At 44.0% G+C, this 16024-nt stretch carries 17 protein-coding genes and 1 other annotated feature; all 17 genes read left to right on the top strand.

The window, feature by feature from the left end; genetic code table 11:
* Positions 1-41 precede the first annotated feature (41 nt).
* The 17 genes from ftsZ (at position 42) to uraA (ending at position 16017) form a co-directional block, all read left to right on the top strand.
* Complete coding sequence (gene ftsZ / locus WCV65_RS09400; RefSeq protein ID WP_035412918.1) at positions 42-1202, top strand: cell division protein FtsZ; 1161 nt, start codon at positions 42-44, stop codon at positions 1200-1202.
* Between the two features lie 269 nt (positions 1203-1471).
* A complete protein-coding gene (spoIIGA, locus tag WCV65_RS09405) occupies positions 1472-2395 on the top strand; it encodes a sigma-E processing peptidase SpoIIGA (RefSeq protein WP_338781812.1) in 924 nt (307 codons plus the stop codon).
* Between the two features lie 42 nt (positions 2396-2437).
* Complete coding sequence (gene sigE / locus WCV65_RS09410; protein WP_035412913.1) at positions 2438-3157, top strand: RNA polymerase sporulation sigma factor SigE; 720 nt, start codon at positions 2438-2440, stop codon at positions 3155-3157.
* 80 nt (positions 3158-3237) lie between these two features.
* Positions 3238-4086 (top strand): RNA polymerase sporulation sigma factor SigG, encoded by an 849-nt coding sequence (gene sigG / locus WCV65_RS09415; protein WP_338781813.1) that lies wholly within the window; start codon positions 3238-3240, stop codon positions 4084-4086.
* Positions 4087-4372: 286 nt separating this feature from the next.
* Positions 4373-4624, top strand: a complete 252-nt coding sequence (locus tag WCV65_RS09420) for a YlmC/YmxH family sporulation protein (RefSeq protein WP_035412908.1) — start codon at positions 4373-4375, stop codon at positions 4622-4624.
* Between the two features lie 123 nt (positions 4625-4747).
* Entirely contained in the window at positions 4748-5578 is an 831-nt protein-coding gene (pgeF, locus tag WCV65_RS09425) for a peptidoglycan editing factor PgeF (RefSeq protein ID WP_338781814.1), read from the top strand.
* Positions 5579-6247 (top strand): YggS family pyridoxal phosphate-dependent enzyme, encoded by a 669-nt coding sequence (locus WCV65_RS09430; protein ID WP_338781815.1) that lies wholly within the window; start codon positions 5579-5581, stop codon positions 6245-6247.
* Positions 6248-6265: 18 nt separating this feature from the next.
* Positions 6266-6712, top strand: coding sequence for a cell division protein SepF (locus WCV65_RS09435; RefSeq protein WP_338781816.1), 447 nt, complete (start codon positions 6266-6268; stop codon positions 6710-6712).
* 6 nt (positions 6713-6718) lie between these two features.
* The gene (locus WCV65_RS09440) at positions 6719-6982 is read left to right on the top strand and encodes a YggT family protein (RefSeq protein ID WP_338781817.1); all 264 of its coding nucleotides are present in this window, start codon (positions 6719-6721) and stop codon (positions 6980-6982) included.
* Positions 6983-7032: 50 nt separating this feature from the next.
* Positions 7033-7809: an RNA-binding protein gene (locus WCV65_RS09445; RefSeq protein ID WP_338781819.1), complete on the top strand. Its 777-nt coding sequence runs from the start codon at positions 7033-7035 to the stop codon at positions 7807-7809.
* A 92-nt stretch (positions 7810-7901) separates the two neighbouring features.
* On the top strand, positions 7902-8417 hold the full coding sequence (locus tag WCV65_RS09450) for a DivIVA domain-containing protein (protein ID WP_035413387.1): 516 nt from the start codon (positions 7902-7904) through the stop codon (positions 8415-8417).
* 45 nt (positions 8418-8462) lie between these two features.
* Positions 8463-8684: a binding site (T-box leader), on the top strand.
* A gap of 106 nt (positions 8685-8790) precedes the next feature.
* Positions 8791-11559, top strand: coding sequence for an isoleucine--tRNA ligase (ileS, locus tag WCV65_RS09455; RefSeq protein ID WP_338781822.1), 2769 nt, complete (start codon positions 8791-8793; stop codon positions 11557-11559).
* A gap of 422 nt (positions 11560-11981) precedes the next feature.
* On the top strand, positions 11982-12350 hold the full coding sequence (locus WCV65_RS09460) for a TraR/DksA family transcriptional regulator (RefSeq protein ID WP_035412888.1): 369 nt from the start codon (positions 11982-11984) through the stop codon (positions 12348-12350).
* 103 nt (positions 12351-12453) lie between these two features.
* Positions 12454-12933 carry a signal peptidase II gene (gene lspA, locus WCV65_RS09465; RefSeq protein ID WP_338781826.1) on the top strand — a complete coding sequence of 160 codons (480 nt, stop codon included), beginning with the start codon at positions 12454-12456 and terminating at the stop codon, positions 12931-12933.
* Complete coding sequence (locus WCV65_RS09470) at positions 12933-13841, top strand: RluA family pseudouridine synthase (protein WP_338781828.1); 909 nt, start codon at positions 12933-12935, stop codon at positions 13839-13841. The genes lspA and WCV65_RS09470 overlap by 1 nt, the downstream gene beginning before the upstream one ends.
* A 183-nt stretch (positions 13842-14024) precedes the next feature.
* Positions 14025-14573 (top strand): bifunctional pyr operon transcriptional regulator/uracil phosphoribosyltransferase PyrR, encoded by a 549-nt coding sequence (gene pyrR, locus WCV65_RS09475; protein WP_338781830.1) that lies wholly within the window; start codon positions 14025-14027, stop codon positions 14571-14573.
* Between the two features lie 127 nt (positions 14574-14700).
* A complete protein-coding gene (gene uraA, locus WCV65_RS09480; protein ID WP_338781832.1) occupies positions 14701-16017 on the top strand; it encodes a uracil permease in 1317 nt (438 codons plus the stop codon).
* Positions 16018-16024 lie beyond the last annotated feature (7 nt).

Genomic DNA, 16024 nt, shown 5'->3' on the forward strand with positions numbered 1-16024 from the left:
AAGATCAACAAGAAGTGATTGATGGATTAGGAGGATTAAGCATGTTAGAGTTTGAAACGAATATTGACGGTCTTGCAACCATAAAAGTAATTGGGGTAGGCGGAGGCGGAAACAACGCTGTAAACCGAATGATTGAACATGGTGTTCAAGGGGTAGAATTTATTGCCGTTAATACGGATGCACAAGCATTAAATCTATCAAAAGCGGAAGTGAAGATGCAAATAGGTTCCAAGCTTACAAGAGGGCTTGGTGCAGGTGCAAACCCTGAAGTAGGCAAAAAAGCTGCAGAAGAAAGCAAAGAGCAGATTGAAGAAGCACTTCGCGGTGCGGATATGGTCTTTGTTACTGCAGGGATGGGCGGCGGAACCGGAACTGGAGCGGCTCCGGTTATTGCTCAAATTGCCAAGGATCTAGGAGCACTAACAGTTGGTGTTGTTACACGTCCATTCACATTTGAGGGAAGAAAGCGTGCGATGCAGGCATCAGGCGGAATTTCTTCAATGAAAGAATCAGTAGACACGCTGATTGTTATTCCAAATGACCGCTTGCTTGAAATAGTAGATAAGAATACACCAATGCTTGAAGCGTTCCGTGAAGCAGATAACGTTCTCCGTCAGGGTGTACAGGGTATATCTGACCTGATTGCGGTTCCTGGTCTAATTAACCTTGACTTCGCAGATGTGAAAACGATTATGTCCAACAGAGGGTCCGCACTAATGGGAATCGGTGTAGCAACTGGTGAAAGCAGAGCGGCAGAGGCTGCTAAAAAAGCGATTTCCAGTCCGCTTCTTGAAACGTCCATTGATGGGGCACAAGGCGTTCTTATGAACATCACAGGCGGAACAAACCTAAGTCTTTATGAAGTTCAGGAAGCTGCAGACATCGTAGCATCCGCATCTGATCAGGAAGTCAACATGATCTTTGGATCTGTTATTAACGAAAACCTGAAAGATGAAATCGTCGTAACGGTTATTGCAACAGGGTTCAGCGAACAGGAAATTAACCCTGGAAAACAGCCTCGCTTTGGAGGAAGCACGCAAGCACCTCAAACTCCTAAACCGGCTATGCCCCAAAAGCGTGAACGGGAACGCGATATGAAGCGTGAGGAGCCATCACCTTATAATGAAAATACCCGCCAGCAGCAGCCTGATGATGCTCTGGATATTCCGACTTTTCTTAGAAACCGAAACAGAAGACGATAATATTCCTTTAAAAAGAGCCTGGCATACCTGCCTGGCTCTTTTTGCATGAAATAAAATAAGCCAAAATAAAGGCCAACCCAGCCAGCCTGCGCCTGTAGAAAGGAATAAAACGATTAAACTAAGAACCCTTCCCTTCCGACAAAACCCCTTAAAAAAACACTGTTTTCCCCTTCATGAATTGACAGACTTCCTCGGACGATCTCATTATACTTAGGGCTATATCCTGCTATTTAGACAATCTGGAACCTGTCATGGAAGAGGGTTAGACATTGTCCGTATATTTAGATGTCATATGGATGCTTAATTTCCTTTTTGATCTGTTTCTTCTGATGCTTACTGCTTCCTTACTGAAGAGGCCAAAAGTTTGGTATAGGCTTTTATTGGGCGGTTTCATAGGTTCAGCTATCATTCTTTTTATGTTTACACCCCTTGGGCCGTTCTTCAGTCATCCTGCAGGAAAGCTTTTCATCTCTGTCCTTATGGTTTGGTCTGCTTTTGGCTTTGTAAGGTTTAAATACTTTTTGCAGAACTGGTTTATGTTTTACTTTTCAACGTTCGCTCTTGGAGGCGGAATTATTGGAGCCCATTATTTTCTGCAGAAAGACAGCTATTTAACCAATGGGATATTAATGACCCAGACAACAGGCTTCGGTGATCCGATTACGTGGATTTTTGTTGTTATTGGCTTTCCTCTGCTTTGGCTGTTTTCAGCAGGGCGCGGAAAGGACGTGCAAGTTAAAAAACTCCAGTATCATGAAATCGTAAAGGTAACAGCCGTCTTTGGAGAAACAATTCTCCCAATGACCGGACTGATCGACAGCGGAAATCAACTATTTGATCCCATCACAAGAACGCCTGTCATGATTGCAGATACGGACAAACTTGCCGGGCTGCTCCCTAAAGCTTTAACAGACAAAGTGATGTCAGGAAATATTCTGGACGATACTCCTGAGCTGGATGATCATTGGCAGCTAAGAATACGGATTATTCCTTACAGGGGAGTCGGACAGCAAAATCAATTTCTTATCGGCCTAAAGCCGGACTCTTTAAAAATTCAAACAGAAAAAGAAGAAGTAAACGTGAAAAAAGCCATTATCGGCTTAAGCTCCTCACAGCTATCAGCTGATGGAGATTTCACTTGCATTGTTCATCCTCAAATGCTCCAGGGGCCATCATCTGCACATGTGTCTTAAATAAGTTTACTCGCGTTTTGGACTTTTAGAAGGGGGAATAAGATGAAAAACCTTAGGCTGAGAATGACGTATTGGTGGTACAAATTATTAACGAAGCTGGGCTTTAAGACAGATGAGATTTATTACATTGGAGGAAGTGAGGCTCTGCCTCCCCCCCTTAATAAAGATGAGGAAGAAATCCTTCTAAAGAAGCTTCCAACAGGAGACCAGGCTGCCAGAGCAATCCTCATTGAAAGAAACTTGCGGCTAGTCGTTTATATTGCCAGAAAATTTGAGAATACAGGTATTAATATCGAGGACTTGATCAGCATCGGCACGATTGGTCTGATTAAGGCAGTCAACACATTTAATCCTGAGAAGAAAATCAAACTGGCTACATATGCATCCAGATGCATCGAAAATGAAATCCTCATGTATTTGAGAAGAAACAATAAAATTCGATCCGAAGTTTCTTTTGATGAACCGCTCAATATTGACTGGGACGGAAATGAGCTTCTCCTATCGGATGTTCTCGGAACAGATGATGATATTATTACGAAGGATCTCGAAGCAAATGTTGACCGTAAGCTTCTCCTAAAAGCTCTTCAGCAGCTGAACGACAGGGAAAAGCAAATTATGGAGCTGCGGTTTGGCTTGCAGGGCGGCGAAGAAAAAACGCAAAAGGATGTAGCCGATATGCTAGGGATCTCTCAATCGTATATTTCGAGGCTGGAAAAGCGCATTATCAAACGGTTAAGAAAAGAATTTAATAAAATGGTGTAAAAATTTTTAAATAAAAAGGGTCGAAAAACCCTTTTTTTATTTGGGGAAAATAGTTTTCTTGAAATTTTAGCGTCTTTTCTATGTGCATATTTTTCCAACTCCAGGAAATACTGTTTTTTGTACAGCAGCTCCTGACTGGAGGGAAAGATGTGACACGAAATAAAGTAGAGATTTGCGGAGTAGACACGTCAAAGCTTCCCGTATTAAAAAATGAAGAAATGCGAATTCTCTTCAGAGAGATGCAAAGCGGGGAAAGTTCAGCAAGAGAAAAACTCGTAAATGGAAACCTCAGGCTTGTCTTGAGTGTCATCCAGCGTTTTAACAACAGAGGAGAATTTGTCGATGACTTGTTTCAGGTTGGCTGTATTGGCCTTATGAAATCCATTGATAATTTCGACCTGGGACAGAATGTGAAATTTTCAACCTATGCTGTGCCTATGATTATAGGGGAAATCAGACGCTATTTGCGCGATAATAATCCGATTAGGGTTTCCAGGTCATTAAGGGACATCGCCTATAAAGCCCTGCAGGTGAGGGAAAAGCTGATGACTCAGACATCAAGAGAACCATCCGCAGAAGAAATAGCAAAAGTGCTTGAGGTTCCCCACGAAGAAATTGTTTTCGCGCTTGATGCCATTCAGGATCCAGTTTCATTATTCGAGCCGATTTACAATGACGGAGGCGATCCAATTTATGTAATGGATCAGCTGAGTGATGAGCGGAACCGGGATATCCAGTGGATCGAAGAGCTCGCCTTAAAGGAAGGAATGAGGCGACTTAACGATAGGGAAAAACTCATTTTAAGAAAGCGGTTTTTTCAAGGGAAAACACAAATGGAGGTTGCTGATGAAATAGGAATCTCCCAAGCACAGGTATCGAGGCTGGAAAAAGCAGCAATCAAGCAAATGAATAAAAATATTCAGCAGTAAGCTGGACAAGCCTGAGGGATCCTGCCGGAAACGGAGGATCCCCTTTTATTTAGGCAATGTTATACATTTATGCTGATTTTACAACAAGTGTTGATTGGAGTGGAGGGCGCTGGACTCCGAGCTGAGAGCAACGGGACTGGTGAGACCCCGCAGATGCTCAATCAACAGCCTGGTTTAACAAAGCTTTTTTTAAAACCCAATCTCCTGCTAATGATTGTGTGCGAATACTAACCGAATCCTTTCATACATTGAATAGTAAAAGACTTGTTTGAGAGGAGCGGTAAACATGATGAACATTTCCGAGTTTCAAACAAAGGATATTGTAAATGTGTCAGACGGGAAAAAACTTGGAAGCATTGGAGACTTCGACATTAATGTTACAACTGGAAAAATACAGGCTATTATCATAACCGGACCGGGCAAAATGATGGGTTTCTTCGGCAGAGAAGAGGAATTTGTTATCCCATGGCGAAACATAGTAAAGATTGGGGAAGATGTAATTTTAGTAAGAATGTCTTCTCAGGATACTCCGCTTTAATAAAGCTCATGAAATAATGCCATAAATGATTAATTTTGCCCTTTATTTTATGAACTTGAAGGGAAAGATGTGGTAAAATAAAAGCATTCATTTAGGGATTTTGTCGAAAAGGAGATTGATATTATGATGGAGCCATTTATAAAGGATCGAGAGACTTTTTTGAGCCTGGACGGCTTTACGACAATCAATTCTTCTATCATTGCAGGATTTACGGTAAAAAATGGAGGCGTCAGCACCTCCCATTTTTCCACTTTAAATATGGGGCTTCATGTAAACGATGATCCCGCAGATGTAGTGGCTAATAGAAAAATCTGTGCATTAGAAACGTCCATTCCGCTCCGGAACTGGGTCTTTGCAGATCAGGTTCACGGGAGCCGGATCGTGAAAGCGGAGAAAGAAAATCGTGGAGACGGCGCTTTCGAATACGAAGCTGCGATACATGCTGCCGACGGGATCTATACAGATAAAGCAGATACGATGCTTGCACTTGCCTTCGCAGATTGTGTGCCAATCTTTTTTTATGAAGAGGCAGCGAATCTGATCGGAGTGGCTCATGCCGGATGGAAAGGAAGCGTCCTCAACATTGGCCAAGCCATGATCAGCCGGTGGATAGAAGCGGAAGGTGCCCAATTAGACCGGATTCATGCGGTTATCGGGCCGTCTATTGGTTCATGCTGCTACAAGGTAGATGACCGTGTAATCGAAGAAGTCAACAAGCATTTCGACCCAGTTGAAGAGGTTCCTTACAAGGAAGCGGGGGCAGGTCAATATTTCCTTGACCTGAAAGCACTTAACGAAGCGCTGCTGGTGAAAGCCGGATTAAATAGAGAAAATATATCAGTGTCAGGCCGTTGTACAAGCTGTGAGGATCAATTGTTCTTCTCACATCGCAGGGATAATGGCAAGACAGGCAGAATGATTGGCTTTATAGGATTGAAAGAGGAGGGCTCCTGATTGGAAGTAAAAGAAAATCTGTCTGTCATCAAAGAGAATATCATAACTGCTTGCAGACAGGCTGGCCGGAATCCTGAGGATGTGCACCTCGTTGCCGTGACCAAATACGTTACAGCAGAGCGGGCCCAGGAGGCCATAGAAGCTGGAATTCTTCATTTGGGAGAAAATCGGGATGAGGGTCTCTCAGAGAAATACGAGCGCATTGGCCAAAAAGCAATCTGGCATTTTATCGGCTCCCTGCAATCAAGAAAAGTTAAACAGATAATTGATAAGGTATCATACATACATTCACTGGATCGCCTGTCCCTCGCTAAAGAGATCGATAAGCGTGCAGAAGCACCCGTTCGATGTTTTGTGCAGGTCAATACATCCGGTGAGGAATCCAAGCATGGAATAAAGCCGGAAGAAACCATTTCATTTATCAGAGCATGCAGCGAATATCCGGCCATTCAGATTGCCGGGCTGATGACGATGGCTCCCAACACTGACGACACCTCAGCGATCCGCCAGACTTTTCAGCGCCTGAGAGAGCTTAAGGAAGAAGTACAAGGTCTGGGCCTGGCCCATGCACCTTGCACAGAGCTTTCTATGGGAATGTCAAACGATTATATGATTGCCATCGAAGAGGGAGCTACTTTCATCCGAATCGGCTCTTCACTCGTAGGATAATTTACAGGAGGTGTCAAAATGAGTATAAAAAACCGCTTCAAGAACTTTTTTGCTCTTGATGAAGAGGAATATGAATATACTGATAAACAAAGCTATGAGGAGGAGGAGGAGGAATATTTAACTCCCGATCCGCAAGCCCCAAGAAAAGAAGGAAAGCAAAACGTTGTAAGTTTGCAAAGTCTTCAAAAATCCTCTAAAGTAGTGCTATGTGAGCCTCGCGCATACTCTGAAGCACAGGATATAGCTGATCAGCTTAAGAACCGCCGTGCGATTGTTGTTAATCTTCAGCGTATTCAGCATGATCAGGCAAAACGAATCGTTGATTTCCTGAGCGGGACCGTATATGCAATCGGCGGAGATATCCAAAAAATCGGAATGAATATTTTTCTCTGTACTCCAGATAATGTGGACGTATCAGGAACGATCTCCGAACTGGCAGTTGAAGATGAACCTCAAAGGTGGTAATAGACAATGGGCATAGTGTTTTCAGTTTTACAATCTTTACTTCAGGTATATTCGTATGCCATCATCATTTATATTCTTATGTCCTGGTTTCCGAATGCGAAAGAAAGCAGATTCGGACAAATTCTAGAGTCGGTTTGCGAACCATTTCTAGAACCGTTCCGCAGGATTATTCCGTCACTTGGCATGATTGATCTCTCTCCAATTGCCGCGATCCTTGTACTGAACCTGGCACAAGGCGGATTGCGGTCTCTATACTATATGATTGCGTAATGGAAGGGACGTCATAGTCCCTTTTTCCAATTAATGAAACGGTGATGCAAATGACAGATTTATTTCAGCATTTTAGAGAAGATGAACGTGATTTTATTGAGAAAGTGATTGGCTGGAGGGATTATGTTCTTTCCTCATACAGCCCGAAGCTGACTGACTTTCTGGACCCGAGGGAACAGGAAATTGTCCGTTCTCTTATCGGTGATCAAAAGGAAGTAAAGGCGGCTTTTCAAGGAGGTACCTCTCAGTCGGAAAGAAAACGGGCCCTGCTTTATCCAGAGTATTTGGAGCCGGAGCATGAAGACTTTGCATTAAGCTTATTCCAAATAGGCTACCCTTCAAAATTTATTACCCTGGAACACAGGCAAGTGCTCGGCGCTCTCATGTCTATCGGCCTTAAACGATCAAAATATGGAGATATATTGATCGAGGGTGAGAACATTCAGCTTGTCGCTGCAGAAGAAATGGACGATTTCTTAAGACTGCAGCTGAATGAGATTGGGAAAGCAAAGGTTGAGCTGAAGAAAATTGATTTTTCAAAGGCGATCATCAAGTATGATGAGTGGAGTGAATTCTCTTCTACCGTTAGCTCACTCAGACTGGATGCGGTGATAGCGGCTATATATGGAATCTCAAGACAGAAAGTGCAGCCGCTTTTGCAGGCAGGACAAGTTAAAGTAAATTGGCGTACTGCGGAGCAGGGATCGATGGAATGCCAGGAAGGCGACAGAATTTCAGTAAGAGGGTTCGGCCGCAGCAAAGTGACAGAGATTTTAGGACGCACGAAAAAAGATAAAATCAGACTTCTTTACGGCAGGCAAAAATAATCTTGAATTTTGGAGGATTTGCCCCATAATTGCCGAATAATGAATTATAATGGTATGCAGGAGTGCAAACGATACATATGGAGGTGGCCTTTGTGCCTTTAACACCGCTTGATATTCATAATAAGGAATTTAATAAAGGATTCCGCGGTTATGACGAAGATGAAGTAAACGAATTTTTGGATCAGGTTATTAAAGATTATGAAATGGTGCTCCGTGATAAAAAGGAATTCGAAACCCGTGTTGCAGAGATGGAAGAAAGGCTGAGCCACTATACGGTCATCGAAGAGACATTAAATAAATCGATCCTGATTGCACAGGAAACCGCTGAAGAAGTAAAGCGCAACGCTCAAAAGGAATCAAAGCTTATAATTAAAGAAGCAGAAAAGAATGCTGACCGCATCATCAATGAATCTCTTTCAAAATCCCGCAAGGTAGCGATGGAAATTGAAGAGCTGAAAAAACAGTCCAAAGTGTTCCGGACGCGATTCCAAATGCTGATTGAAGCACAGCTGGATCTTTTGAAAAATGATGATTGGGATCATCTTCTTGAGTATGAAGTGGACAGCATTTATACAGGTGAAGAAGAAGAAGCTAAATACCGTTCTTGACTTTTTCATGGCAATTCGCATATAATTTGAGCACAATCAAAATATGACTCGACGATGACAGGGAAAGTAGTCTGAATGAACCCTTTACGAAGCGAACCGGGGATGGTGGGAGCCCGGCTAAAGAATTCAGATGAAGATCACCCTTGAGTTCCTTCCTGAAATGAACGAGTAAGGAGGGCGCCTCATTCCCGATAAGAATGCTTAAGTGGATGTGTTTTTGCATCTATAAGGGTGGTACCGCGTGGAGCAAGCCTTCTCGTCCCTTTCCAGGGATGAGAAGGCTTTTTTGTATTTTTCAGATTCAATTTTGATTTTTCAATACAAACCGCTTGTCCAGGTTATTAAAAAGTGCCTACACATAGGAGGAAAAAGAATGGATTACAAAGATACGCTGCTCATGCCTAAAACAGAATTTCCGATGCGCGGAAATTTACCAAAGCGTGAACCTGAAATGCAGGAAAAATGGGAAAAGATGAATATTTATAAAATGGTTCAGGAGCATACAAAAGACCGCCCGCTCTTCATCCTGCACGATGGACCTCCATATGCAAACGGAGATATTCACATGGGCCACGCTCTAAATAAAATCCTTAAGGATTTTATCGTCCGCTACAAATCCATGAGCGGCTACAATGCCCCTTATGTACCCGGCTGGGACACGCACGGTCTTCCGATTGAAACAGCATTGACGAAAAATAAAAAAGTAAACCGAAAGGAAATGTCTGTTGCCGAATTCCGCAAGCTTTGCGAAGAGTATGCATGGGAGCAGATCAATGGCCAGCGGGAGCAATTTAAACGTTTAGGAGTAAGGGGAGATTGGGATAATCCATACGTAACCCTGCAACCTGAATATGAAGCACAGCAAATCCTTGTATTTGGCGAAATGGCTAAAAAAGGGTACATCTATAAAGGCAAAAAGCCAGTATACTGGTCTCCGTCCAGCGAATCAGCTCTTGCTGAAGCGGAGATTGAATATCAGGATAAAAAATCTCCTTCCATCTTTGTTGCTTTTGACGTAGCAGATGGAAAAGGCGTGCTTGAAGAAGATGAAAAAATCATCATCTGGACTACAACTCCTTGGACCATTCCGGCAAACCTGGGAATCGCTGTCCATCCTGACCTGGAGTACAGTGTAGTCCGTGCAAACGGATCAAAATATGTCATCGCATCAGAGCTTCTTCATTCCGTAGCAAAAGAGCTGGAATGGGAAAATCATGAACTTGTACGTACGATTAAAGGGAAAGAGATGGAAAGAATCTCTGCAAAGCATCCGATTTACGGAAGAGAATCCCTCGTTGTGCTCGGCGACCACGTTACGACTGATGCAGGAACAGGCTGCGTTCATACCGCTCCAGGGCATGGGGAGGATGACTTCATCGTAGGTCAGAAATACGGACTGGATGTTCTTTGCCCAGTGGATGAAAAAGGTGTTATGACAAGCGAAGCTCCAGGATTTGAAGGGTTATTTTATGATGAAGCAAATAAGCCAATCACGGAAAAGCTTCAGGAAAACGGAGCTCTGCTCAAGCTTCAGTTCTTCACCCACTCCTATCCGCATGACTGGAGAACGAAAAAACCGGTCATTTTCAGAGCGACAGCACAGTGGTTTGCTTCTATTAAAGATTTCCGCAGCGAACTCCTTGATGCCGTTAAAGAAACGAAATGGGTTCCGGCCTGGGGTGAAACAAGATTGTTCAATATGGTCAGAGACCGCGGAGACTGGTGTATTTCAAGACAGCGCGCATGGGGTGTTCCAATTCCAGTGTTCTATGCTGAAAACGGGGAACCAATTATCACGGATGAAACAATCAGCCATGTATCTGATTTGTTCCGCCAGCACGGATCGAATATTTGGTTCGAGCGCGAAACAAAGGATCTGCTGCCTGAAGGATTCTCTCATGAAGGAAGCCCGAACGGTCTTTTCACACGTGAAACGGATATTATGGATGTATGGTTTGATTCCGGATCTTCTCATCAAGCCGTTCTGCAGGAACGAGACGACCTGCAGCGTCCAGCTGACTTGTACCTCGAGGGATCGGATCAGTATAGAGGCTGGTTTAACTCATCCTTATCCACAGCTGTAGCTGTAACAGGAAAAGCGCCTTATAAAGGAGTGTTAAGCCATGGCTTCGCTCTTGATGGCCAGGGCCGCAAAATGAGTAAATCTGTAGGGAACGTCGTTGTTCCTTCGAAAGTCATGAACCAGCTCGGCGGAGATATCCTTCGCCTATGGGTAGCATCTGTTGACTACCAGGCCGATGTCCGGGTATCCGATGCTATTCTGAAGCAAGTGGCTGAGGTGTACCGCAAAATCCGCAACACATTCCGTTTCTTGTTAGGAAACCTTGCAGACTTTACTCCAGCGGATGCTGTAGAATGGGAAAACCTTCGGGATGTTGACAGATACATGCTTGTTAAACTCAATAAACTGATTGATAAAGTAAAGAAAGCATATGATGAATATGAATTTGCCGTTATCTATCATGCAGTCCATAACTTCTGCACAATTGAATTGAGTGCATTCTATCTGGATTTTGCGAAAGATGTTCTTTACATCGAGGGCAAGGATCATCCGGACCGCCGCGCCATTCAAACGGTTCTCCATCAAACCCTGATGGCTCTGACCAAATTAACGGCGCCAATTCTTCCGCATACTGCAGATGAAGTTTGGGAGCATATTGAGTCTGAAAAGGCAGAAAGCGTTCAGCTTACGGATATGCCTGAAAGCACCAAGATTGAACAGTCAGAAGCACTAGAAGAGAAATGGGATGCATTCATGGCTCTTCGCGACGATGTACTAAAAGCCCTTGAAACAGCAAGGAATGAAAAAGTCATCGGAAAATCCCTGACGGCTAAAATTACTCTTTATCCGGACCAAAAAGCAAAATCCCTGCTTGAATCGGTAGAAGAAGATCTTAAACAGCTCTTTATCGTCTCCGGTTTTGAACTTGGCGGAGATATAAGTGCTGCACCGGAAAACGCTCAGGAATTCAGCAACGTAAAAATTACAGTTGAAGCAGCAGAAGGCGAAACGTGCGAACGCTGCTGGATCGTAACACCAGAGGTTGGTCAGGATCAAAACCACCCGGGACTTTGCGTCCGCTGTGCTGGCATTGTAGAAAAAGAATATGCCTCCAACTAATTGAAGTGAAAGACCCGAATTTGATTCGGGTCTTTTTATTATGGTGTGCGGAACGGAGACGCTGGTGCAGGAAGGGTACAAATATGTCAGGCAAACGGAGAAAACCACGGGTAGTCAGACAAAATAGTCAGACAAACGAAGCAATACTGGGTTTGTCAGTCAAAATCGTCGACAAACGAAGCAATACTGGGTTTGTCAGACAAAATAGTCAGACAAACGGAGAAAACATGGGTTTGTCAGACAAAATAGTCAGACAAACGAAGAAAACCACGGGTTGTCAGACAAAATAGTCAGACAAACAAAAGAAAACCCGGTTTGTCAGACAAACCCAATAAAAAATCCGTGGAAAAAAATGAACAGGGTGAGGTTCGGCTGAAAGGATAAACTATTTTTACAAACCTTACAGCAGGAGTTGAGCCGCATTGAGCAATGATTTTTTTGCGATTAGAAAAGAGCTTGAATTAATGCGGGAGGAGCTTCAGGAGCGATTGTTTCACCATTCATTTTTTGATAACGGGAATTCAGAGGCGTTATCTGGAACGCTCATGTATCATGTGAAAGAAGAGCTTCATGATGTGGAGCATGCGCTGAACAAAATGAACAGCGGGTTATATGGCATTTGTGAAGAGACGGGAGCAGTGCTGCCTCTGGCCAGTCTTAAGTTTTTGCCGACAGCAAGGAGCATTCATGATTTTTCTTATAAGGACCAATATGAAAAAAAGTCGCTTCCATTTGACTATACGGGAGTAATCGATTATGAAGATCAAAGCACAGGAGAGATGGTGTTTTAGAACCGTTCATGAATTTGAACGGTTTTTTCCGCTATTCCTTACTCTTTTTAAATTTTTGTGATAAAATTCAATGTATCTAATTTGAATGGTTGGGGGAACGTACGTGCGTTTAGTGAGCTACATACTTGCGGTTGCTATTATTTGTTTGGATCAGCTGACAAAATGGCTGGTTGTTCAAAACTTAGAAATTGGAGAAAGTATACCTGTCATCGAAAATTTCTTTTATATCACGTCCCATCGAAATGAAGGGGCGGCATGGGGGATTCTTCAGGGACAGATGTGGTTCTTCTATATTGTAACGCTTGTTGTCATTGGTGCGATTGTGTATTATATCCAAAAATTCGCAGCGAAAGCGGTCTTGCTGGGAGCTGCATTAGGATTAATGCTTGGCGGGGCCATCGGGAATTTTATTGACCGGGTTCGCCACCAGGAGGTTGTTGATTTTGTGCAAACCTTTATCTTCTCGTACAATTTCCCAATTTTCAATATTGCAGACTCTGCGCTTTGCGTAGGAGTCGCACTTCTGTTTATTCAAATGATGATTGACAGTAAAAATGAGAAAAAAGAGGGGCAAATCTTGTAATGGACATCCATGAATATACGATAGTAAATGAACATGCCGGGGACAGGCTTGATAAAACACTGTCCGTGTTAAATCAAGAATGGTCCCGGACGCAGATTCAGTCGATGATGAAAAGCGGACTGGTTCTTGTTAATGGAAATGCAGTAAAAACGAATTATAAAGGCTCAGAAGGCGATCTTGTAACAGTTGAAATTCCAGAGCCTGAAGAATTAAATATCCAGGCGGAAGAAATGGATTTGGAAATATTTTATGAGGACAGTGATGTTCTTGTAGTAAATAAACCAAAAGGGATGGTTGTACATCCGGCTCCAGGTCATCTGACTGGAACACTCGTAAATGGTCTGATGGCTCATTGCAAAGATTTATCAGGGATCAACGGGGTTTTGAGGCCGGGAATCGTCCATCGCATCGACAAAGACACTTCTGGGCTGCTGATGGTGGCCAAAAATGATTTGGCGCACGAATCACTAGTCAGCCAGCTTGTTGCAAAAACCGTTACAAGACGGTATAAAGCGCTTGTCCACGGGAACATCTCCCATGACCAGGGAACAGTAGATGCGCCGATCGGCCGTGATAAGCAGGAACGCCAAAGTATGACGGTAACCCGTGAGAACAGCCGTGATGCGGTTACTCACTTTAAGGTGCTGGAACGATTCAAAGAGTATACTTACATCGAGTGCCAGCTTGAAACCGGAAGAACTCATCAAATCCGCGTTCACATGAAGTATATTGGCTATCCGCTGGCGGGTGACCCGAAATACGGACCGAGAAAAACCCTTTCAATCGGAGGACAGGCTCTTCATGCAGGAATTCTTGGATTCGTTCATCCAAGGTCCGGTGAGTATTTGGAATTTGAAGCTCCGCTGCCAGAGTACTTTAGCAAGCTTTTAACGCAAATCGACAAATAAAGCATTGACAGCAAGCCTTGCATTTGCCATAATGTTTATTAGTTGAATAGAACCTTTAAGGACAGTCCTGTGAGGCTGGGAAGGGTACGGCAGATGTTATGATACAAGGAATTTCTATGCCCTCTTATCCCAGCAGGATAGGAGGGCTTTATTTTTGCCCTAAATGAAGGGAGGCAGGTAAGGATGTCAAAAAAAGCAGTCGTATTGGATGAACAGGCAATCAGGAGAGCATTAACCCGAATTGCCCATGAACTTATTGAACGCAATAAAGGAATAGATGATTGCCTGCTGATCGGGATTAAAACAAGGGGAATCTATATCGCAAACCGGCTTGCTGAGAAGATCCGCCAGATTGAAGGCAAGGATATTCCAATCGGGGAACTCGATATTACGCTTTACCGGGATGATTTAACGAAAAAAACAAGCAGTCAGGAGCCGCTTGTCAGGGGCTCGGATATTCCGCAGTCCATTCGGGATAAAAAGGTGATTCTTGTGGATGATGTGCTGTATACCGGACGAACAGTTCGTGCGGCCATGGATGCGCTTGTTGACATCGGGAGGCCGGCAGCGATCCAGCTTGCGGTATTGGTTGACAGAGGCCATCGTGAGCTTCCGATCCGCGCTGATTTTGTCGGGAAAAACATTCCGACCTCAAGCTCAGAGAAGATTGTGGTTGAGATGGCAGAGGTTGATGAATGCGATCAAGTCTCCATTTTTGAAAAAAATAGCTAGTTCTTTTTAACGCAGTCCCGTGAGACCGCAAAGAGAACCGGAAACAGATGCTTCCTTTACAGGGATGCCTGTCTTTCTGCGTACCTCTTTGCTCTCAGGCAAAGAGGTTTTTTATATAGGAGGGAAAATGATGAAAGAAAACGAAAAAATTGTTCTTGATATACACGATAAACCCAGCCCGGCGACTTGGCTCACACTTAGCTTTCAGCATTTGTTTGCGATGTTTGGGGCTACGATCCTTGTTCCGTTTCTTGTTAAGATGGATCCTGCCGTCGCACTGATTTCAAGCGGTGTAGGAACCTTGATTTTCCTGCTGATCACGAAATTTCAAGTGCCTGCTTATCTAGGATCTTCTTTTGCTTTTATCGCGCCTCTCATGGCGGCTCAAACCGGGGGAGGACCTGGAGCAGCAATGGTGGGCAGTATGTTTGCAGGAGCTGTTTATGCGCTAGTCGCCTTGATCATTAAAGGGACGGGACACCGCTGGATACTACGATTGATGCCGCCGGTGGTGGTCGGTCCGGTGATCATTGTTATCGGCCTTAGTCTTGCAGGTACAGCGGTCGGAATGGCTACGAATAACCCCGCGGGTGAATATAGTCTGCTTCACTTCTCGGCTGCTCTCATTACACTAGCTGTTACGATTATCTGCTCGATTTACTTCAAAGGGTTTTTCAATCTGATTCCGGTGCTGATTGGAATTTTCACCGGATACTTATATGCACTGGCAATCGGCATTGTGGATTTCAGCAAAGTTGCCCAGGCAAGATGGCTGCAGGCTCCGAACTTTACCATTCCATTTGTGGATTATCAGCCTCAGTTTTCATGGCAGATTCTTCTCTTGATGGCGCCTGTTGCGCTTGTCACGCTCTCTGAACATATCGGACATCAAATGGTTCTAAGCAATGTCGTAGGAAGGGATTTGGTTCAAAAGCCAGGGCTGCACCGCTCCATCATGGGAGATGGGCTCGCTACCTTTGCCGCCGCCCTTATTGGAGGACCTCCGAACACGACATATGGTGAAAACATCGGAGTGTTGGCGATCACGAGAGTATACAGCGTATTTGTTCTGGGAGGGGCAGCAGTTCTTGCCATTACGTTCGGATTTATCGGGAAAATTTCAGCACTGATCAGTTCGATTCCTACCCCGGTTATGGGGGGCGTCTCCATCCTGCTTTTCGGCATCATCGCTTCATCAGGGCTGCGCATGCTGATTGACAGCCAGATTGATCTTGGGGACAAACGGAATTTAATTATTTCATCTGTAATCCTTGTCATTGGAATCGGAGGAGCTGTGATAAAAATCGGCCAGAACTTCGAGCTTCACGGAATGGCGCTTGCCGCCATCATCGGAGTGATCCTTAATATGGTCCTGCCTGGCAATGAGCCTGATGCAGAAAGCAAAGTTGAAAACGAGACGGAAAAGAAATCGGCTGTCTCTTAATATACCG

It is taken from the genome of Metabacillus sp. FJAT-52054 (assembly GCF_037201815.1).
GTDB lineage: Bacteria > Bacillota > Bacilli > Bacillales > Bacillaceae > Metabacillus_B > Metabacillus_B sediminis.

Bases quoted from the DNA above. Each gene is read 5' to 3' on its own strand.
- sigG (WP_338781813.1), top strand. From the start codon at position 3,238: ATGTGCATATTTTTCCAACTCCAGGAAATACTGTTTTTTGTACAGCAG.
- WCV65_RS09470 (WP_338781828.1), top strand. From the start codon at position 12,933: ATGGACATCCATGAATATACGATAGTAAATGAACATGCCGGGGACAGG.
- WCV65_RS09435 (WP_338781816.1), top strand. From the start codon at position 6,266: ATGAGTATAAAAAACCGCTTCAAGAACTTTTTTGCTCTTGATGAAGAG.
- WCV65_RS09440 (WP_338781817.1), top strand. From the start codon at position 6,719: ATGGGCATAGTGTTTTCAGTTTTACAATCTTTACTTCAGGTATATTCG.
- uraA (WP_338781832.1), top strand. From the start codon at position 14,701: ATGATGAAAGAAAACGAAAAAATTGTTCTTGATATACACGATAAACCC.
- pyrR (WP_338781830.1), top strand. From the start codon at position 14,025: ATGTCAAAAAAAGCAGTCGTATTGGATGAACAGGCAATCAGGAGAGCA.
- ftsZ (WP_035412918.1), top strand. From the start codon at position 42: ATGTTAGAGTTTGAAACGAATATTGACGGTCTTGCAACCATAAAAGTA.
- pgeF (WP_338781814.1), top strand. From the start codon at position 4,748: ATGATGGAGCCATTTATAAAGGATCGAGAGACTTTTTTGAGCCTGGAC.
- ileS (WP_338781822.1), top strand. From the start codon at position 8,791: ATGGATTACAAAGATACGCTGCTCATGCCTAAAACAGAATTTCCGATG.
- WCV65_RS09420 (WP_035412908.1), top strand. From the start codon at position 4,373: ATGATGAACATTTCCGAGTTTCAAACAAAGGATATTGTAAATGTGTCA.
- WCV65_RS09445 (WP_338781819.1), top strand. From the start codon at position 7,033: ATGACAGATTTATTTCAGCATTTTAGAGAAGATGAACGTGATTTTATT.
- sigE (WP_035412913.1), top strand. From the start codon at position 2,438: ATGAAAAACCTTAGGCTGAGAATGACGTATTGGTGGTACAAATTATTA.